Below are 14,875 nucleotides of genomic sequence, written 5' to 3' on the forward strand. Positions count from 1 at the left end.
TGCTCACCGCTTCGGCTCACGCATCACATAGCCGACGCCGCGCAGTGTGTGGATCAACCGTTGTTCGCCGGTGTCGACCTTCTTGCGCAGGTAGGACACATAGGTTTCCACCACGCCGACTTCACCACCGAAGTCGTAGCGCCACACGTGATCGAGGATGCGCGGTTTGCTCAGCACGCTGCCCGCGTTCACCATGAAATAGCGCAGCAGCGTGAACTCGGTGGGGGACAGGGCAACCGGCTCGCCCGCCTTCCACACCTCGTGCGTGTCGTCGTCCAGTTCGATGTCGGCGAAGCGCAACCGGGTGCTCGCCTGCTCGGGTTCGGCGTGGCCGGCGCGACGCAGGATCACCCGCAGCCGCGCCACCACCTCCTCCAGGCTGAACGGCTTGGTGACATAGTCGTCGGCGCCGAGGGTGAGCCCGGTGATCTTGTCGTCCACCTCGTCGCGCGCGGTCAGGAACAGCACCGGCGCGTCGAATCCGTCGGCGCGCAACCGGCGCAGCAGGCCGAAGCCGTCCATGCCGGGCATCATCACGTCGACGATCAGTGCCTGCGGGCGGAACGCCCGTGCCCGATCCAGCGCCTCGGCGCCGTCGGCGGCCGTTGCCACCTCGAACCCTTGGTAGCGCAGGCTCACCGCCAGCAGTTCGACGATCATCGGTTCGTCGTCCACGACCAGCACCCGCGCCTCCGGCAGGCTCATGCGCGGCCCGTTCGGCATGCTCGGGCACACCGCGTGACCACGCGAGCCGTCTCCTGGCGCTGATCGTCCATGCCTCTATGCTTCACCACCCCGCTGGGAAGTGGCTGGACCCACGCTGTGAGGTCGCTGTGTGCTCAGCGAGCGTCGTCGGCGGGGTACGTCTGCTCGTCGCTCATCAGCGCCGAACCCGCCACACTGCCGTGCGACAGGGCGTCGAGGAACGCACGCGCCCACCGTTCGACATCGTGGGTGAGCACCTGACGGCGCAGCGAGCGCATCCGGCGGCGCTTGGTGTCGCGATCGTCGTCGAGCGCGCCGATGATCGCGTCCTTCACACTGTCCAGATCGTGCGGGTTGCACAGGTAGGACTGGCGCAGCTCGGCCGCGGCGCCGGTGAACTCGCTCAGCACCAGGGCGCCGTTGAGATCGCTGTGGCAGGCCACGTACTCCTTGGCCACCAGGTTCATGCCGTCGCGCAGGGGCGTGACCAGCATGGCGTCGGCGGCGATGAAGAAGGCGATCAGTTCGTCGCGGGGGATCGGGCGGTGCAGGTAGTGCACTACCGGGTAGCCGACGCGGGCGAATTCGCCGTTGATCCGGCCAACCTGACGTTCGATGTCGCCGCGCATCTGGATATAGCTCTGCACGCGTTCACGGCTGGGGGTGGCCAGCTGCACCATCACTGTCTCGGACGGGTCGACGCGGCCCTCCTCGAGCAGTTCCTGCAGCGCGTTGAGCCGGATGTCGATGCCCTTGGTGTAGTCGAGGCGGTCGACGCCGAGCATGATGTTCTTGGGATTGCCCAGCTCGGCACGGATCTGCGCGGCTCGCTCGCGCACCGAACGCCGACGTGACGACTCGTCGAGTTCGGCGGAATCGATCGAGATGGGAAACGCCCCGACGCGCACCGTGCGGAAACCGACCTGCACGACACCGAGCTTCGAGCGAACCCCGATCGTGCCGCGCGAGGTGGGCTGACCGGCCAGTCTGCGGGCCAGGTAGAGGAAGTTCTGGGCACCGCCGGGCAGGTGGAAACCGATCAGGTCGGCGCCGAGCAGGCCCTCGACGATCTCGGTGCGCCACGGCATCTGCATGAACAGCTCGACCGGCGGGAACGGGATGTGCAGGAAGAAGCCGATGGTCAGGTCGGGGCGCAGCATGCGCAGCATCTTGGGCACCAGCTGCAGTTGGTAGTCCTGCACCCAGACCGTCGCGCCCTCGGCGGCCACCTTCGCGGTCTCCTCGGCGAAACGCCGGTTGACCTCGACATAGGCTGCCCACCAGTCCCTGTCGTACACAGGGCGCACGATCACATCGTGATACAGCGGCCAGAGCGTGCCGTTGGAGAACCCTTCGTAGTAGTCCTCCACCTCCTGCGCCGTCAGCGGCACCGGATACAGCTCGAGCCCGTCTTCGATGATCGGTTCGACCTCGACGTCGGGCACGCCGCACCAGCCGACCCATGCGCCCTTGTTGGTGCGCAGCACCGGTTCCAGTGCGGTGACCAGCCCACCGGGGCTGCGCTTCCACCTGGTGGTGCCGTCGGGCAGGCGTTCGAGGTCGACCGGAAGCCGGTTGGCGACGACGACAAATCCAGAACCCGCGCCGGTCGGCACGAGGGTTTCACTGTTTTCGGACGGACGGTCATTGGACGGTTGATCGATCATTTGGTCCACTCACGCATCCTTATGCGTCGCAGGGGTGCGCTGTGTTCAGGCGGGAGCGATGCCGAGCATGGACAGCAGCATGCGGCACTCGTCGGCGTCTTCGGCGTGTGCCGCGACGACCTTCTGTGCCTGGCGGGCGGTTTCGTCGGCAAGCGGCTCGAGTTCGTCGTCGGCGATGTCGTTGGCGGTGCTCTTCGCGGCCATAATGGGTTCGTCCTCCCGGTTTCCCTGCGCTCTACCTGCGAGTGACCAATACTATCGGGCGCCGGCGCACCGCCGATGAACTAGCGACGCGTAACACCCCGCCCCGGTGCCGTGTCGTGGCGGTCCCGTTACCGTGTCGGTAGTACACGATCGACCCCGCAGAGAGGTTTCTTCATGCCACTGGCCACGGTGAACGGCATCGCACTGAATTATCAGGTCAAGGGCGACCGTACCAAGGGCACCGACGTCAGGGGCGGTGGTCCGCTGGTGGTGTTGATCATGGGGACCGGGTCGCCGGGCCGGGTATGGGAGCTGCACCAGGTTCCCGCGCTGGTCGCGGCGGGTTATCGGGTCTGTGTGTTCGACAATCGCGGAATCGCGCCCTCCTTCGAAGCCGCGGGCGGTATGCGGATCGAGGATTTGGTCGCCGACACCGCCGCGCTGATCGAGTTCCTCGGCGAAGGCCCCGCGCTGGTCGCCGGTACGTCGATGGGTGCGCGGGTGGCGCAGGAGCTGGCGCTGGCCCGGCCGGATCTGGTTCGCAAGGCCGTGTTCATGGCCGGTCACGGCAGGTTGGACCAGTTCCAGAAGACACTGTCGGCCGGCGAGCAGGATCTCGACGCCTCGGCGGTGACGCTGCCCGCGAAATTCGAGGCGGCATTGAGCGCGGTGATGAATCTGTCGCCCGCGACGATGGCCGACACCAACGCCGCGCGCGACTGGCTCGATCTGTTCGAGTTCACCGTGGGGACTCCCTCGCCGGGTGTCCGTGCCCAGCGGGCGATGGATCACGAATTCGATCGCGTTGCCGCGTATCGTTCGATTACGGTGCCCTGCTTGGCAATTGGGTTCGCCGACGATCGGATGATTCCGCCGTACCTGTCGCGCGAGGTGGCCGAGGCGATCCCCGGGGCCCGCTACCAGGAGATCCCGGACACGGGCCACTACGGCTACCTGGAGCGTCCCGAGGCGGTCAACAAGATCCTGCTGGACTTCTTCGCCGCCTGACCACCCTGACCGGCGCAGCATCGGGTAACTCCCTACCAGTAACGTATGCCTTGCTAGGGTCGACACAACGCTCGTGGCTTCGCGGCCGCGCAGTGATCCTGTACACAGCGCCAGTATCCAGTGAGGTGAAATGAGCACCAACCCCTTCGACGACGAGGACGGCCGCTTCTTCGTTCTGGTCAACGATGAAGAGCAGCACTCCCTGTGGCCCGCGTTCGCGGAGGTCCCGGCGGGCTGGCGTGTCGTGTTCGGCGAAGAAAGCCGGGCAGCGTGCGTCGAGTACGTCGAGAAGAACTGGACCGACATGCGGCCCAAGAGCCTGCGTGACGCGATGGCCGCCGACGACGCGGCCCGCGCCCAGTCCTGAACTCCTCCGCCTCCGCGTGACACCGATCCGGTGTCACGCGGTTGGCGCGCGCGGCTAAGATGGTCGCGCACCACCCGCCTCCTTAGCTCAGTGGTAGAGCACCGCTCTTGTAAAGCGAAGGTCGTCAGTTCAATCCTGACAGGGGGCTCGACAAGCGCCCCGGATCCGTCCGGGGCGCTTTTTCGTACCCGAGGCTGTCCAGCCGGTGTCTGTGCGGACTCGAGCGCTGGTGGATCGGTCCGCCCATTTCGGGAGAATTCGAGCAATCTTGTCGAGAGCTGTCGTATTCGTGATCAGCCGTTCGTGGTGAGGGTAGAGGCGGCCGATCGGTTGCCACCGACGAAGGGAAATCGCCATGACGAAGTACCTGCTTTCCGTTGTTGTGGACCCGAGCGTGTACGACATTCCGCAGGAGGAGGCCCAGCCGCAGTACGACGCGACGGAGCGGTTCAACGACGAACTCAAGGCCGAAGGGGCGTGGGTGTTCGCGGGTGGGCTCGGTCGGCCCGATGAGGCGACCACGGTCGACAACACCGGTGCCGATGTGGTCGTCACCGACGGGCCGTATGCCGAGACCAAGGAATACCTCGGTGGGTTCTGGGTCGTACAGGCCCCCGACCTCGATGCCGTGCTGAAGATCGCCGCCAGGGCGTCGACGGTTTGCGAGCAGAAGATCGAGATCAGGACATTCGACGGCGCATGAGCGACGACACTCGCGCGCGGATCGATCGGATCTACCGCGAGGAGTACGGCCGGGTGGTCGCCTCGCTCGCTCGACGTTTCGGCGATCTCGACATCGCCGAGGACGCCGCGGGCGAGGCCCTGCTCACCGCCATCGAACGCTGGCCGGTCGAGGGCATACCGCCCAACCCGGGCGGCTGGCTGACGAAGACCGCGGGCAACCGCGCGATCGACCGGCTCCGCCGGGAATCACTGCGCGACGCGAAACACCAGGCAGCCATGATCATCGACGATCACACACCGCACGAACCGACCGGACCGATCAACGACGACCGTCTCCGGCTCGTATTCACCTGTTGCCATCCGGCATTGGCGCCGGAGGCGCGAGTCGCGCTGACACTGCGCCTGCTCGGCGGGCTCACGGTCGGCGAGATCGCTCGTGCGTTTCTCGTTGCCGAAACGACCATGGCCCAACGCATCACCCGCGCCAAGGCCAAGATCAAAGCCGCGCACATCCCGTTTCGCGTGCCCGATCGCGATGACGTCACCGACCGGCTCGGCGGTGTGCTGGCCGTCATCTATCTCGTCTTCAACGAGGGGTATCTGGCCGGCGCGCAATCGATTCGGGCCGACTTGACGGCGGAGGCCGTTCGGCTCGGCCGCATCATGCGCGATCTGCTGCCCGACGACGGTGAGGTCGCCGGCTTGCTGGCACTGATGCTGCTCATCGACGCCCGCCGGGCGGCGCGTTTCGCGGGTGGGCAGCTGGTGACGCTCGACGAGCAGGACCGGGGAGGTTGGGACCGCGCCCTCATCGCCGAGGGGCACGCGTTGGTGCGCGAATGCTTGCGGCGAGTCGCGGCAGGCGGCGACCCACCTGGTCGCTATCAGATCATGGCGGCGATCAACGCGGTCCACACCGACGCGGCCGAGGCCCGCGACACCGACTGGAACCAGATCGTCGCTCTCTACGACCAGCTCTACGCCGTGACCCCGACCCCGATAGTCGCACTCAACCGGGCCGTCGCCATCGCCGAACTGGACGGGCCCAATGTGGCTCTGGCACAAATCGATTCGCTGCCGCTCGACGGCTACCACGCCTGGCACGCCGCCCGCGCCGATCTGCTACGCAGGATGGGGCGCGGCGCAGAGGCGCGCTCCGCCTACGACGCCGCGATCGCCGCCACCCAGAATCCGGCCGAACGCGCTTATCTGACGCGACGACGCGACCACCTAGTCGACCCGGGTGCTCGAGGCACGTACAGGTCGGTGCCGGAGTAGTTCATGGTCAGGCCGGAGGTGTCGACCGCGCCGGTGAGGCGAACCGTTCCACTGGTTGCGCCGCGATCGGGGCGCCGTGCGGTTCGGTGATCAAGTGGCGCCCGCCCAGGGCGACGAAGGGGTGATCGTGTGCAGACTCCCCGAGCTGTACACGATCACCCCCGTCGAGCGAATGGTGGCGACTACCAGGCGGATTGGCGAGTGCTAGCCGTAGCCTGCTCGATGAGGCGTTGGAGATGGGCCTCGATCCGGTCGGTGGTCGCCGGGGTGGCTTCTATTCGTTCGCCCTCGTGGATGAGGTAGCGACCGTCGTCGGTGTAGTCGACCAACTGGATGGTGGTGCCGCCTTCTTGCCAGCCGTCCAGCGCAGGCCCGGTGGCTACACGAAATTCCGCGTAGGTGCGAAAGGGGCGTTTGAGGAAGGACAGGGCTTGCTCGGCGGGGGTGCGGTGCCGGGCGTAGGGGTCGGGGGTGGCGGTGAAGTCGTCTCGGTGGACGTTGAAACCGCCGGTGCTGCCCGGGGGGACCTTCGGAAGGATAGCGATCAGGCGGCCCGCGATGGCATGAGCCGAGCGCAGCGAGATCAGGATGTTGCCGCCCTGGCCGTATTCGGGGCCGGGGAGTTGGGCGGCGATGACACCGTTGCCCGCCTCGGTCGTGGCACAGGCGCGGACCATGCGGGTGCGGCCGTCGAATCGGTGGCCGAACAGTTCGACGCGGATCTCGGGGTGCGCGAGGGCGTGCAAGGCGTGGTAGAGGGATTCGTCGGTGCCCATGGTGGCGATCAGCGAATCCGCCGCGCGACGACACTCCCGGTCGAATTCGACCTGGGTTTCGACACCGGCGGTGAAGGTGAGCGGCCAGGGCATGCGGTCGCGGCCGAGCGTTTCCCAGGCGACCCAGAATTCGAACGGGGTCAGCTCCCAGGTGTCGGTCATGCGTCGCCGCCGATCACCGGCGGGACGTGCAGACGCTCGGGGCCGAGCAGTTCCTCGTGGACGCCGCGCAGATAGTCCGGGGCCTGGTGCTCGTCCTCGTCGTCCTTGCCGCCGCCGCGCGCGCCGGGTGCGCCCATCCCGCCCATGCCGGACATGCCCGCGCGACCCGACGATGCGCCGGTGCCAGCGCCCGCTCCCGCTCCCACCGCCACGCCCTGCTTCTGGCCGGGGGTACCGGGGACAGCTGCGCCGGGGGTGCCCGCACCGGCTCCCGCGCCTGCGCCCGCACCTGATCCCGCTCCCGCGCCCGCTCCGCCGCCGGAGCCGAGGCCGCCGGGGGACGTGCCCGCTGGGGTGGTGCCCGGAGTGGTGCCCGCCGGAGTCGTGGTGGTGGGGGTTTCGGGAGTTGTCGAGGCGGGGGTGGTGTCGTCACCGCTGGTGGTGTCGTCGTCACCGGTGGTGTCGTCGTCGCCCGGTTGTTCCGTGGTGGTCGGGGTTTCCGGTTCCGTGGTGACGGGGGTGGTGTCGTCGTCGCCCGGGTCGGTGGTGGTGGTGTTGTTGCCGGTGGGCTTATCGGTGGTGGTGCCGGTCGGCTTGTCCCTCGTGGTGTCACCGGTCGGCTTGTCGGACTGAGGTTTTGCCGGCGTGGGGACCTTCGGGACGAATTCGTCCGACTGTTCGGCGACCGGCTTGTAGACCGTGGTCATCACCTGGCGCGCCGCGGCTTGGGCGGCATCGGCGCGGCCCGCGCTGGTGCTGTCCATGAGGAGGCCGGTGGCACTGCCGAGGCCGGGTACTGCCACGTTCGACAGCGTGGTAGCGACGATTCCGGCTACGGTGCCGCTCTGATTGTCGGACTCGTGGGGTACCGAGTACTTCACCTGCTGGAAACCGGAACGGGCCTCGGCCATCTTGTTGGCGATCAGCCGCGCGGCCTGATCTACCTTGTGGATTTCCGTGAGATAGCTCTTGGTGCTCGCGAGGGCCTGGCTCGCGGCGCTGCCTGCCCAGCCGCGTTCCATTTCCTTGGCGATGTTGTCGTGGAAGCCGGTTGCTTTGGTGGTCGTGTCGTCGGCGAGCTGCGTCCAGCCCTGAATGCTCGTGCTCATCGTCGTGATGTCGATCGATTCGACAAACTTCATGATGTCGGAGTGCGACATATTGGTGAAGTTCTCCATCACTCCAGGTACAACGAGGGGGGTGTATTCGCCGGAGAAGCCAGAGGCCAATGCCCTGTTGTCGCCATAAATCTGCGCGCGTTCTTTGTTGCCATCCGATTGCGCATCCAGCTCGGACTGCGTCGGCTCGATGTCGTAATCGAACAGCGAACCCACCCGATCGGCGACCGTGGGTAAGAAGGTGCTCGGATTGGAAAGGCCGGAAAGAAATTCTCCGAACGACATAGTATCCCCCTGAAATCAGTCGAGCTTGTTGGTCTGCTGCTTGATGGCCAGCTGAGTGGCCTCGTCGCAGTTCTTGTAGGCGGCACCGGCTTTGCGGTACATGTCGGCCATGGCGGTGAGGATTTCGATGTGCTGAGTGGCGGCGTCGGCATAGGAGCCGGAGCCGGCACCCCCTTCGGCCAGGTCTGCGAATTTTTTGGCGAGGGTTTTTGCGGAGTTGAGGATTCCGAACGAATCGACCGCGACCATCTGTTGGGTGCGTCCAGCTAAATTTTGCAAGTCTTTGATATATTCATCGCACCATTTCGCGCACCGTTCGGCCGCATCGTATTCGATAATGAGTCGGCCAGCCGCAGCCTCGCCCGCCATCGTTTGAAATTCCTTGGCCATATCGTTCGGCGCCATCGCTCAGATCCCCTCGGTCGTTTCCGTTGTGCCTATTTTGGAAGAACATCCAAGAAGTTCGGCGCTGCGGTGTTCGCCAGCAAGCAAGGGTCGGTGGTCGATTTGCTATCGATGAATTTTGTTGCTGTTACCGCTACCCTGCCCTTGCTGGTATCGAAGGTGATTTCGCATTGATTCGGTGGCGTTCTGGTGCCGAGTAGATACTGCACTGCTTTCCTGTCGCCAACGGTGATGTCTTGGAAATCGTGGAAGTAGTCATTCGCGCGAATCTCGTCGAGAGTGTAGGTAGTGGATTTGAGGTACACGAAGTGCCCATCACCCCTCCAGCCACACCCCTTCCACTGCTCGCGAGCAACCGAAAACGGGTTGTCGTCCTTCGACGCCGGGTCGAGACCGGCCGCCTGCAATACCCCATCCGGCACAGCACACGGATCGAACAGCTGCTCCTTGGTCAGCGGAGCCCCGCTGACCTCGGGCTGCCCGTCGACAGTTTCAGAGCATCCGGCGAGCGCCACTACAGCGCACACCCCGGCGGCAAAGCCAACCAGTCGCATTGTCTCTCCTCATTCGCACGCAACAACCACTCGATCTCTTAGACGCGAGACCGGTCGCTTCGGTTCCATCCAGGGCAAAATCAAGCGGGGACGTGGGCTCCGTGGCCGAGGTCGCGCAGGGCGGTCTTGATCTTGGTGTGGGCCTCGTCGAGGGATTCGGGGGCCGGTTCGGGGTCGGCGCCGGAGATGTCGAAATTGCCCATGGTGAAGGCGGGGAAGACGTGAGTGTGCAGGTGGGGGACCTCGAGGCCGGCGATGAGCAGGCCGGCGCGCGGGGCGTCGAAGGCGACGCGCACGGCCTGGCCGATCTTCTGGGCGACGCCCATCATCCGAGCCATCACGGCGGGATCCACGTCTTGCCACTGGTCGATCTCCGCGCGCGGCACGACGAGGGTGTGTCCCTGGGTGACGGGGGCGATGGTGAGGAAGGCGACGAACTCGTCGTCTTCCCAGACGAAGCGGCCGGGGATCTGACCTGCGATGATCGCGCTGAAAACGGATGCCATACGGCGAGCGTAGCTAGATCGACACGAAATGCGACAGGATGCCCTGCACCTCGTAGATGTCGACCTGGCGGTTGAAACGCTGCTTGAGCGGCTCGTTGTCGCTGCCGATCCAGATGTAGAGCTCGGCGTCGAGGTCGAAGGTGCCCGCTGTTTCGACGGCGAAGTGGCTGATCGAGCGGTAGGGGATGCTGTGGTAGCTGACCTTGCGGCCGGTGACGCCCTGCTTGTCGACCATGATCAGGCGGCGGTTGGTGAACAGCATCGCATCGCGGACCAGCAGGAACGCGGCATACACCTGCTCGCCCTGCCCGAACAGCTTCGCGTATTCCTGCTGGGCGGTGGCCGGATCTATGCGACCGGCATTGCCCATCATTCCGTCGAGCAGGCCCATGATGTGCTCCCCGTTTCGGTGGCGGCTGCTGTGCCACACCTGGTTTCATTGTGGCGCAATCGAACCCGAGCCGCGAGGGCCAGGCTCGAAACGCGCGCACGGACCGGGGGACGCCACCGGGTATCGCTGACGGACGGCGGAACCCTGGATCGGCACGGGGCCTGCGAAGTGCGGGCGACGTGCGCGACTAATCTAGGGCCGTGCGCGTACTCGTCATCGGTTCCGGAGCCCGTGAACATGCCCTCGTCCTGGCGCTGCGCCGGGATCCGTCGGTGACGGCGGTGATCGCTGCCCCGGGCAACCCCGGCATCGGCCAGCATGCCGAGCTACGTCCGGTCGATCCCTGCTCCACCGGCGACGTCGCCGCGCTGGCCGGTGAGGTGGCCGCCGACCTGGTGGTGATCGGCCCCGAGGTGCCGCTGGTGCTCGGCGTCGCCGATGCCGTGCGCGCGGCCGGGTTCCCGGTGTTCGGCCCGTCGGCCGACGCGGCCCGGATCGAAGGGTCCAAGGCGTTCGCGAAAGACGTGATGGCGGTGGCCGGTGTGCGGACCGCGCACAGCGAGATCGTCGACAGCCCGGCCGAGCTGGACGCGGCCCTCGACCGCTTCGGCCCGACCTGGGTGGTCAAGGACGACGGCCTGGCCGCGGGCAAGGGCGTGGTGGTGACCGCCGACCGGCGCGCGGCGCGCGATCACGGCGCCGAACTGCTCGAGCAGGGCCACCCGGTACTGCTGGAGTCGTTCCTCGACGGGCCGGAAGTGTCACTGTTCTGCCTGGTCGACGGCGAAACCGTGATTCCGCTGCTGCCCGCGCAGGACCACAAGCGCGTCGGCGACGGCGATTCCGGCCCGAACACCGGCGGCATGGGTGCCTACACCCCGCTGCCGTGGCTGCCCGAGCAGACGCTCACCGAGATCGTCGACGACGTGGTGAAGCCGGTGGCGGCCGAGCTCGTCGCGCGCGGCAGTTCGTTCTCCGGCCTGCTGTACGCGGGTCTGGCGATCGGCAGCGACGGCCCCGCCGTCGTCGAATTCAATTGTCGCTTCGGCGATCCAGAGACCCAGGCGGTGCTCGCGCTGCTGGACAGCCCGTTTGCCGAACTCCTGCACGCCACCGCGACCGGACGCCTCGCCGAGGTCGACGCACCGCGCTGGAAGGACGGGTCCGCGATCACCGTCGTGCTCGCCGCCGAGAACTACCCGGCGCGCCCGCGCACCGGCGATGTGATCACCGGCGCCGACGACGGCGCGCTGGAGGGCGAAACGCTGGTGCTGCACGCCGGGACGAGCCAGCGCGAGGACAAGGCGCTGGTGTCGGCGGGTGGGCGGGTGCTCAACGTGGTGGGTGTCGGCGCGGACCTCGCGCAGGCGCGCGAGCGGGCTTACGCGCGGCTCGCGGGCATCAAGCTCACCGGCAGCCATTTCCGAACCGATATCGGCGCGACCGATGTCGTCGTTCCGGAGCGCAACAGCGTCGCGAAGTAATTCGAGCCCGCCGGCGGCGAGGCCGGACGTGCGGTCAGTTCAGGCGTAGTCCGTGCATCGCCAGCCAGGCCTGTGGGTCCACATGTTGACCGTTCTGCACGATTTCGAAGTGCAGGTGCGGGCCGGTGGAATCGCCGCGGTTGCCGATGCGCGCGATCTGCATGCCCGCGGGGACGCGTTCGCCCTGGGAGACGAAGAAGTCGTACATGTGGCCGTAGATGCTGATGGTGCCGTCGTCGTGGCGGATGCGGACCCACAGGCCGAAACCCTGGGCCGGTCCCGCTTCGACCACGGTGCCGTCGGCCACGGCGTAGATGGGGCTGCCGATCGGGCCCGCGATGTCGATGCCGCGGTGCATGGTGCCCCAGCGGGAGCCGAAACCGGAGGTGAACGCGCCCTTGGCGGGCAGGCTGAAACCGCCGCCGGACGGCGTCGAGCCCGGCACCATCGCGCCGGGAACCACCGGGGCGCGCTGTCCCATCCAGTCCTGCCATTCGCCGGACGCCGCGGCCGCCGCCTCCGCCTTCGCGCGTTCGAGGGTGGCGCGGGCCGCCGCGGCGACCACGTGTGCTTCGCGACGCTTCTCACCTGCGTCGATGGCGGCGAGCATGCGGGTCGCCGACTGGGGGTTGGGGAGCAGTTGCGGGGGATAGGCGATGGCCACGTGCAACGCTTCGCCCGGCGCGAGTGGGGGCCCGTCGGCGGCGGCGCCGAACTGGCTGTCGGCCGCGACGAACACCGCGACCGCGAGCACTCCGGCGAGCAGCACTCGCCGTTCGACCAGCACCTCGCGCGCGCGCTCGCGGCTCGGCCTGCGTGACCACAGATCCTCGGCCCGCGCCTTGGGCCGACGCCAGAAGACCTGGCGAACCTCACCTTTGCGAAGCTCGCCCGCGATCTCGCCGACCACCGGATACCGAGCCGCCCACTCGGCCATCCGATCGCGGGCCCGGACCTTCGAAGGCAACTGCTCACGCCAATTCGCCTGCAGGATACGGCCGTTGACGCTGACCGGACGACGCTTGCCCGCACTGCCGGATCGTGTCGATCCGCTGTCCGCGACGGCGGGCACCGCTCGCGAGATGCCGGAATCGGTGGGCTGTTCGGCCACCTCGGATTCGGTGCCCGCCCGGGTGCCCGCCCGCACGTCGCGCGCTGTTGCTGTCCGCTTCATCCCGCCCCCGCGCCCCGGCCCCGACGTGACCATGGAGGTCGCGTCGGTGGCTGCGTATTCGCTGTCGGAGCCATTGTGCCGACCATATCCGTGAACGCCGGCAATCGGGTGCTCTACCGTCTCTCGGGTGTCCAGAGAATCGCGCCGGTCGGCCATTGCTCCTTTCTACGTGATGGATGTGTGGAAAGCGGCAGCTGAGCGCGCCAGGTCGCATGCGGATGTGCTGGTGCTCGCGGCGGGTCAGCCCTCGACGCAGGCGCCGGCGCCGGTGCTGCGGGCGACCAGGGCCGCCATCGACCACGAATTGCTCGGTTACACCGAGACATTCGGCATTCTGCCGCTGCGTGAGGCCATCGCGGGTCATCACAGCGAGACCTACGGCTACGACGTGCACCCGGACGACGTGGTGGTGACGACCGGCTCGTCGGGGGCGTTCACGCTGATCTTCCTGGCCGCCTTCGACGCGGGCGACACCGTGGTGGTGGCGCGCCCCGGCTATCCGGCCTACCGCAACACGCTCTCGGCACTCGGCTGCGCGGTCGTGGAGCTGGACTGCGGCCCACAGACCAGATTCCAGCCGACGGTCGCGATGCTCGAAGCCCTGCCCGAACCGCCAGCGGGGCTGGTGGTGGCCAGTCCGGCCAACCCGACCGGCACCATGATCGACCCCGCCGAACTCGCCGCGCTGGCCCGCTGGTGCGAGCGGCACGGCACCCTGTTGATCTCCGACGAGATCTATCACGGCATCACCTACGCGGGCGCGAGCACGCCGACCTCCTCGGCGTGGGAGTTCTCCCGCGATTCGGTGGTGATCGGTTCGGTGTCGAAGTACTTCTCGATGACCGGCTGGCGACTGGGCTGGATGTTGGCCCCGGCGGATCTGCGTCCGGCGCTGCAACGGCTGGCGTCGAATATGACGGTGTGCCCGCCCGCGATCTCCCAGTACGCGGCCGTGCACGCTTTCGGACCGGAAGCCAAGGATGAACTGGACGGGCATGTGCGCCGGTACGCGCGCAACCGGGCGTTGTTGCTGGAGGGCTTGCCCGCGATCGGAATCACCGATCTCGCGCCCGCCGACGGCGCCTTCTACGCCTATGCCGATATTGGTCATTTGACCGACAATTCCCGCGCCTGGTGCGCCGAGGTGCTCGCCGAAACCGGGGTCGCACTGGCGCCCGGACTCGATTTCGACACCGCAAATGGAAACCACACGGTCCGTTTTTCCTTCGCAGGCTCCACAAACGACATCGCCGCAGCACTGGAGCGTCTGGGACGGTTCTTGAAGGGTTGATCCGACCCCTTGTCAACAGTGATGTGCGACAACAACTTTGCGTAGTACGAACACATCTGTGCCGGGATACGGTAAAACTCAGTTATCCCGAATTCCCAGTGTTTCCCCGATGACGATTGCGCACGGTTGAACTGATGATGACTGGCACTGTTGCACGGTGACCACCGCAACGACCCCGAAAGGTGAACGACGCCGACAGGCTCTGGTGGCGGCGGCGGCTGAGCTGTTGCTCGAAGGCGGTTTCGACGCCGTTCGACATCGTTCGGTGGCCTCGCGAGCCGATCTTCCACTCGCGTCGACCACCTACTACTTCGAGTCTCTGGAAGATCTGATCGCCCGCGCCGTCGAGTTCAGCGGAGCCATCGAACTCGACGCGATGCGCCGCCGGGTCGGCGAGGTCAGTCACCGCAGGCGGGGCACCGAAGCGACGGTCGAGCTGGTTCTCGACGTACTCGTCGGCCCCGACGACGGCGACCTGGACGCGCGCGGCCAGCTGATCGCCCGCTACGAGCGCTCCGTGGCCTCGGCCCGTCATCCCGAGTTACGTGAGGTCCAGCTCCGACTACGCACGCAGCTCGAAGAACTGCTCGCCGACGTGCTGCGCCGCTCCGACCGAGTGGTGCGCCCCGAGCAGCTACGCAGAATGGTGGCCGTCGTCGACGGTGCGGTGGTCGCCGCGCTGATCGAGGGCCACCCCGAACCACGCCGCCCCGCCCGGGCAGGCCTGCTGGAAATGATCGACATCGTCGCCCCGCCCGTGGTGCCCAACATGATGCCCCAGCAGCCCGAACGGGTGCGGCAATTAGACTGAGTGCT

At 67.0% G+C, this 14,875-nt stretch carries 17 protein-coding genes and 1 tRNA gene; 8 read left to right on the forward strand and 10 right to left on the reverse strand.

The annotated features are described in order from the left end of the window. Positions 1 to 3: 3 nt before the first annotated feature. The 3 genes from ACFWUR_RS25720 to ACFWUR_RS25730 all read right to left on the reverse strand — a co-directional run bounded on the left by ACFWUR_RS25720 (position 4) and on the right by ACFWUR_RS25730 (position 2,576). Complete coding sequence (locus ACFWUR_RS25720; protein ID WP_378910199.1) at positions 4 to 705, reverse strand: response regulator transcription factor; 702 nt, start codon at positions 703 to 705, stop codon at positions 4 to 6. A gap of 134 nt (positions 706 to 839) precedes the next feature. After that, complete coding sequence (locus tag ACFWUR_RS25725) at positions 840 to 2,372, reverse strand: trehalose-6-phosphate synthase (protein ID WP_378910299.1); 1,533 nt, start codon at positions 2,370 to 2,372, stop codon at positions 840 to 842. A gap of 45 nt (positions 2,373 to 2,417) precedes the next feature. Beyond that, positions 2,418 to 2,576: a hypothetical protein gene (locus tag ACFWUR_RS25730; protein WP_165610244.1), complete on the reverse strand. Its 159-nt coding sequence runs from the start codon at positions 2,574 to 2,576 to the stop codon at positions 2,418 to 2,420. A 174-nt stretch (positions 2,577 to 2,750) separates the two neighbouring features. Here ACFWUR_RS25730 and ACFWUR_RS25735 point away from each other — a divergent pair, with 174 nt between their 5' ends. From ACFWUR_RS25735 to ACFWUR_RS25755, 5 genes are all read left to right on the forward strand, one after another. After that, complete coding sequence (locus ACFWUR_RS25735; protein ID WP_378910200.1) at positions 2,751 to 3,584, forward strand: alpha/beta fold hydrolase; 834 nt, start codon at positions 2,751 to 2,753, stop codon at positions 3,582 to 3,584. 130 nt (positions 3,585 to 3,714) lie between these two features. Continuing rightward, entirely contained in the window at positions 3,715 to 3,951 is a 237-nt protein-coding gene (locus tag ACFWUR_RS25740; protein WP_022565839.1) for an MbtH family protein, read from the forward strand. Between the two features lie 76 nt (positions 3,952 to 4,027). After that, positions 4,028 to 4,099: transfer RNA gene (locus ACFWUR_RS25745), tRNA-Thr, on the forward strand. Between the two features lie 207 nt (positions 4,100 to 4,306). Beyond that, entirely contained in the window at positions 4,307 to 4,654 is a 348-nt protein-coding gene (locus tag ACFWUR_RS25750) for a YciI family protein (protein ID WP_378910201.1), read from the forward strand. Continuing rightward, positions 4,651 to 5,913 carry an RNA polymerase sigma factor gene (locus ACFWUR_RS25755; protein WP_378910202.1) on the forward strand — a complete coding sequence of 421 codons (1,263 nt, stop codon included), beginning with the start codon at positions 4,651 to 4,653 and terminating at the stop codon, positions 5,911 to 5,913. Before ACFWUR_RS25750 ends, ACFWUR_RS25755 begins: the two co-directional genes overlap by 4 nt. 182 nt (positions 5,914 to 6,095) lie before the next feature. Here the strand turns inward: ACFWUR_RS25755 and ACFWUR_RS25760 are convergent, their stop codons facing one another. The 6 genes from ACFWUR_RS25760 to ACFWUR_RS25785 form a co-directional block, all read right to left on the reverse strand. Continuing rightward, on the reverse strand, positions 6,096 to 6,851 hold the full coding sequence (locus ACFWUR_RS25760; RefSeq protein ID WP_378910203.1) for an ESX secretion-associated protein EspG: 756 nt from the start codon (positions 6,849 to 6,851) through the stop codon (positions 6,096 to 6,098). Continuing rightward, on the reverse strand, positions 6,848 to 8,254 hold the full coding sequence (locus tag ACFWUR_RS25765; RefSeq protein ID WP_378910204.1) for a hypothetical protein: 1,407 nt from the start codon (positions 8,252 to 8,254) through the stop codon (positions 6,848 to 6,850). The genes ACFWUR_RS25760 and ACFWUR_RS25765 overlap by 4 nt, the downstream gene beginning before the upstream one ends. A gap of 15 nt (positions 8,255 to 8,269) precedes the next feature. Next, complete coding sequence (locus ACFWUR_RS25770) at positions 8,270 to 8,659, reverse strand: hypothetical protein (RefSeq protein WP_378910205.1); 390 nt, start codon at positions 8,657 to 8,659, stop codon at positions 8,270 to 8,272. Positions 8,660 to 8,691: 32 nt separating this feature from the next. Beyond that, positions 8,692 to 9,213 (reverse strand): DUF3558 domain-containing protein, encoded by a 522-nt coding sequence (locus ACFWUR_RS25775; RefSeq protein WP_378910206.1) that lies wholly within the window; start codon positions 9,211 to 9,213, stop codon positions 8,692 to 8,694. 80 nt (positions 9,214 to 9,293) lie between these two features. After that, complete coding sequence (locus ACFWUR_RS25780) at positions 9,294 to 9,719, reverse strand: HIT family protein (protein WP_378910207.1); 426 nt, start codon at positions 9,717 to 9,719, stop codon at positions 9,294 to 9,296. 13 nt (positions 9,720 to 9,732) lie between these two features. Next, the gene (locus tag ACFWUR_RS25785) at positions 9,733 to 10,110 is read right to left on the reverse strand and encodes a PH domain-containing protein (RefSeq protein ID WP_378910208.1); all 378 of its coding nucleotides are present in this window, start codon (positions 10,108 to 10,110) and stop codon (positions 9,733 to 9,735) included. A 200-nt stretch (positions 10,111 to 10,310) separates the two neighbouring features. Between ACFWUR_RS25785 and purD the strand changes: the two genes are divergently transcribed. Then, positions 10,311 to 11,594, forward strand: coding sequence for a phosphoribosylamine--glycine ligase (purD, locus tag ACFWUR_RS25790; protein WP_378910209.1), 1,284 nt, complete (start codon positions 10,311 to 10,313; stop codon positions 11,592 to 11,594). Positions 11,595 to 11,628: 34 nt separating this feature from the next. Here the strand turns inward: purD and ACFWUR_RS25795 are convergent, their stop codons facing one another. Then, on the reverse strand, positions 11,629 to 12,768 hold the full coding sequence (locus ACFWUR_RS25795) for a M23 family metallopeptidase (RefSeq protein ID WP_378910210.1): 1,140 nt from the start codon (positions 12,766 to 12,768) through the stop codon (positions 11,629 to 11,631). A gap of 127 nt (positions 12,769 to 12,895) precedes the next feature. Between ACFWUR_RS25795 and ACFWUR_RS25800 the strand changes: the two genes are divergently transcribed. Continuing rightward, positions 12,896 to 14,059: a pyridoxal phosphate-dependent aminotransferase gene (locus ACFWUR_RS25800; protein WP_378910211.1), complete on the forward strand. Its 1,164-nt coding sequence runs from the start codon at positions 12,896 to 12,898 to the stop codon at positions 14,057 to 14,059. Positions 14,060 to 14,216: 157 nt separating this feature from the next. Continuing rightward, complete coding sequence (locus tag ACFWUR_RS25805) at positions 14,217 to 14,870, forward strand: TetR/AcrR family transcriptional regulator (RefSeq protein WP_378910212.1); 654 nt, start codon at positions 14,217 to 14,219, stop codon at positions 14,868 to 14,870. Positions 14,871 to 14,875: the final 5 nt, after the last annotated feature.

Origin of the sequence: Nocardia sp. NPDC058633 (assembly GCF_042717045.1) — a bacterium.
Classification (GTDB): Bacteria; Actinomycetota; Actinomycetes; order Mycobacteriales; family Mycobacteriaceae; genus Nocardia.

Bases quoted from the DNA above. Each gene is read 5' to 3' on its own strand.
- ACFWUR_RS25720 (WP_378910199.1), bottom strand. From the start codon at position 705: ATGAGCCTGCCGGAGGCGCGGGTGCTGGTCGTGGACGACGAACCGATG.
- ACFWUR_RS25725 (WP_378910299.1), bottom strand. From the start codon at position 2,372: ATGATCGATCAACCGTCCAATGACCGTCCGTCCGAAAACAGTGAAACC.
- ACFWUR_RS25730 (WP_165610244.1), bottom strand. From the start codon at position 2,576: ATGGCCGCGAAGAGCACCGCCAACGACATCGCCGACGACGAACTCGAG.
- ACFWUR_RS25735 (WP_378910200.1), top strand. From the start codon at position 2,751: ATGCCACTGGCCACGGTGAACGGCATCGCACTGAATTATCAGGTCAAG.
- ACFWUR_RS25740 (WP_022565839.1), top strand. From the start codon at position 3,715: ATGAGCACCAACCCCTTCGACGACGAGGACGGCCGCTTCTTCGTTCTG.
- ACFWUR_RS25750 (WP_378910201.1), top strand. From the start codon at position 4,307: ATGACGAAGTACCTGCTTTCCGTTGTTGTGGACCCGAGCGTGTACGAC.
- ACFWUR_RS25755 (WP_378910202.1), top strand. From the start codon at position 4,651: ATGAGCGACGACACTCGCGCGCGGATCGATCGGATCTACCGCGAGGAG.
- ACFWUR_RS25760 (WP_378910203.1), bottom strand. From the start codon at position 6,851: ATGACCGACACCTGGGAGCTGACCCCGTTCGAATTCTGGGTCGCCTGG.
- ACFWUR_RS25765 (WP_378910204.1), bottom strand. From the start codon at position 8,254: ATGTCGTTCGGAGAATTTCTTTCCGGCCTTTCCAATCCGAGCACCTTC.
- ACFWUR_RS25770 (WP_378910205.1), bottom strand. From the start codon at position 8,659: ATGGCGCCGAACGATATGGCCAAGGAATTTCAAACGATGGCGGGCGAG.
- ACFWUR_RS25775 (WP_378910206.1), bottom strand. From the start codon at position 9,213: ATGCGACTGGTTGGCTTTGCCGCCGGGGTGTGCGCTGTAGTGGCGCTC.
- ACFWUR_RS25780 (WP_378910207.1), bottom strand. From the start codon at position 9,719: ATGGCATCCGTTTTCAGCGCGATCATCGCAGGTCAGATCCCCGGCCGC.
- ACFWUR_RS25785 (WP_378910208.1), bottom strand. From the start codon at position 10,110: ATGGGCCTGCTCGACGGAATGATGGGCAATGCCGGTCGCATAGATCCG.
- ACFWUR_RS25795 (WP_378910210.1), bottom strand. From the start codon at position 12,768: ATGAAGCGGACAGCAACAGCGCGCGACGTGCGGGCGGGCACCCGGGCG.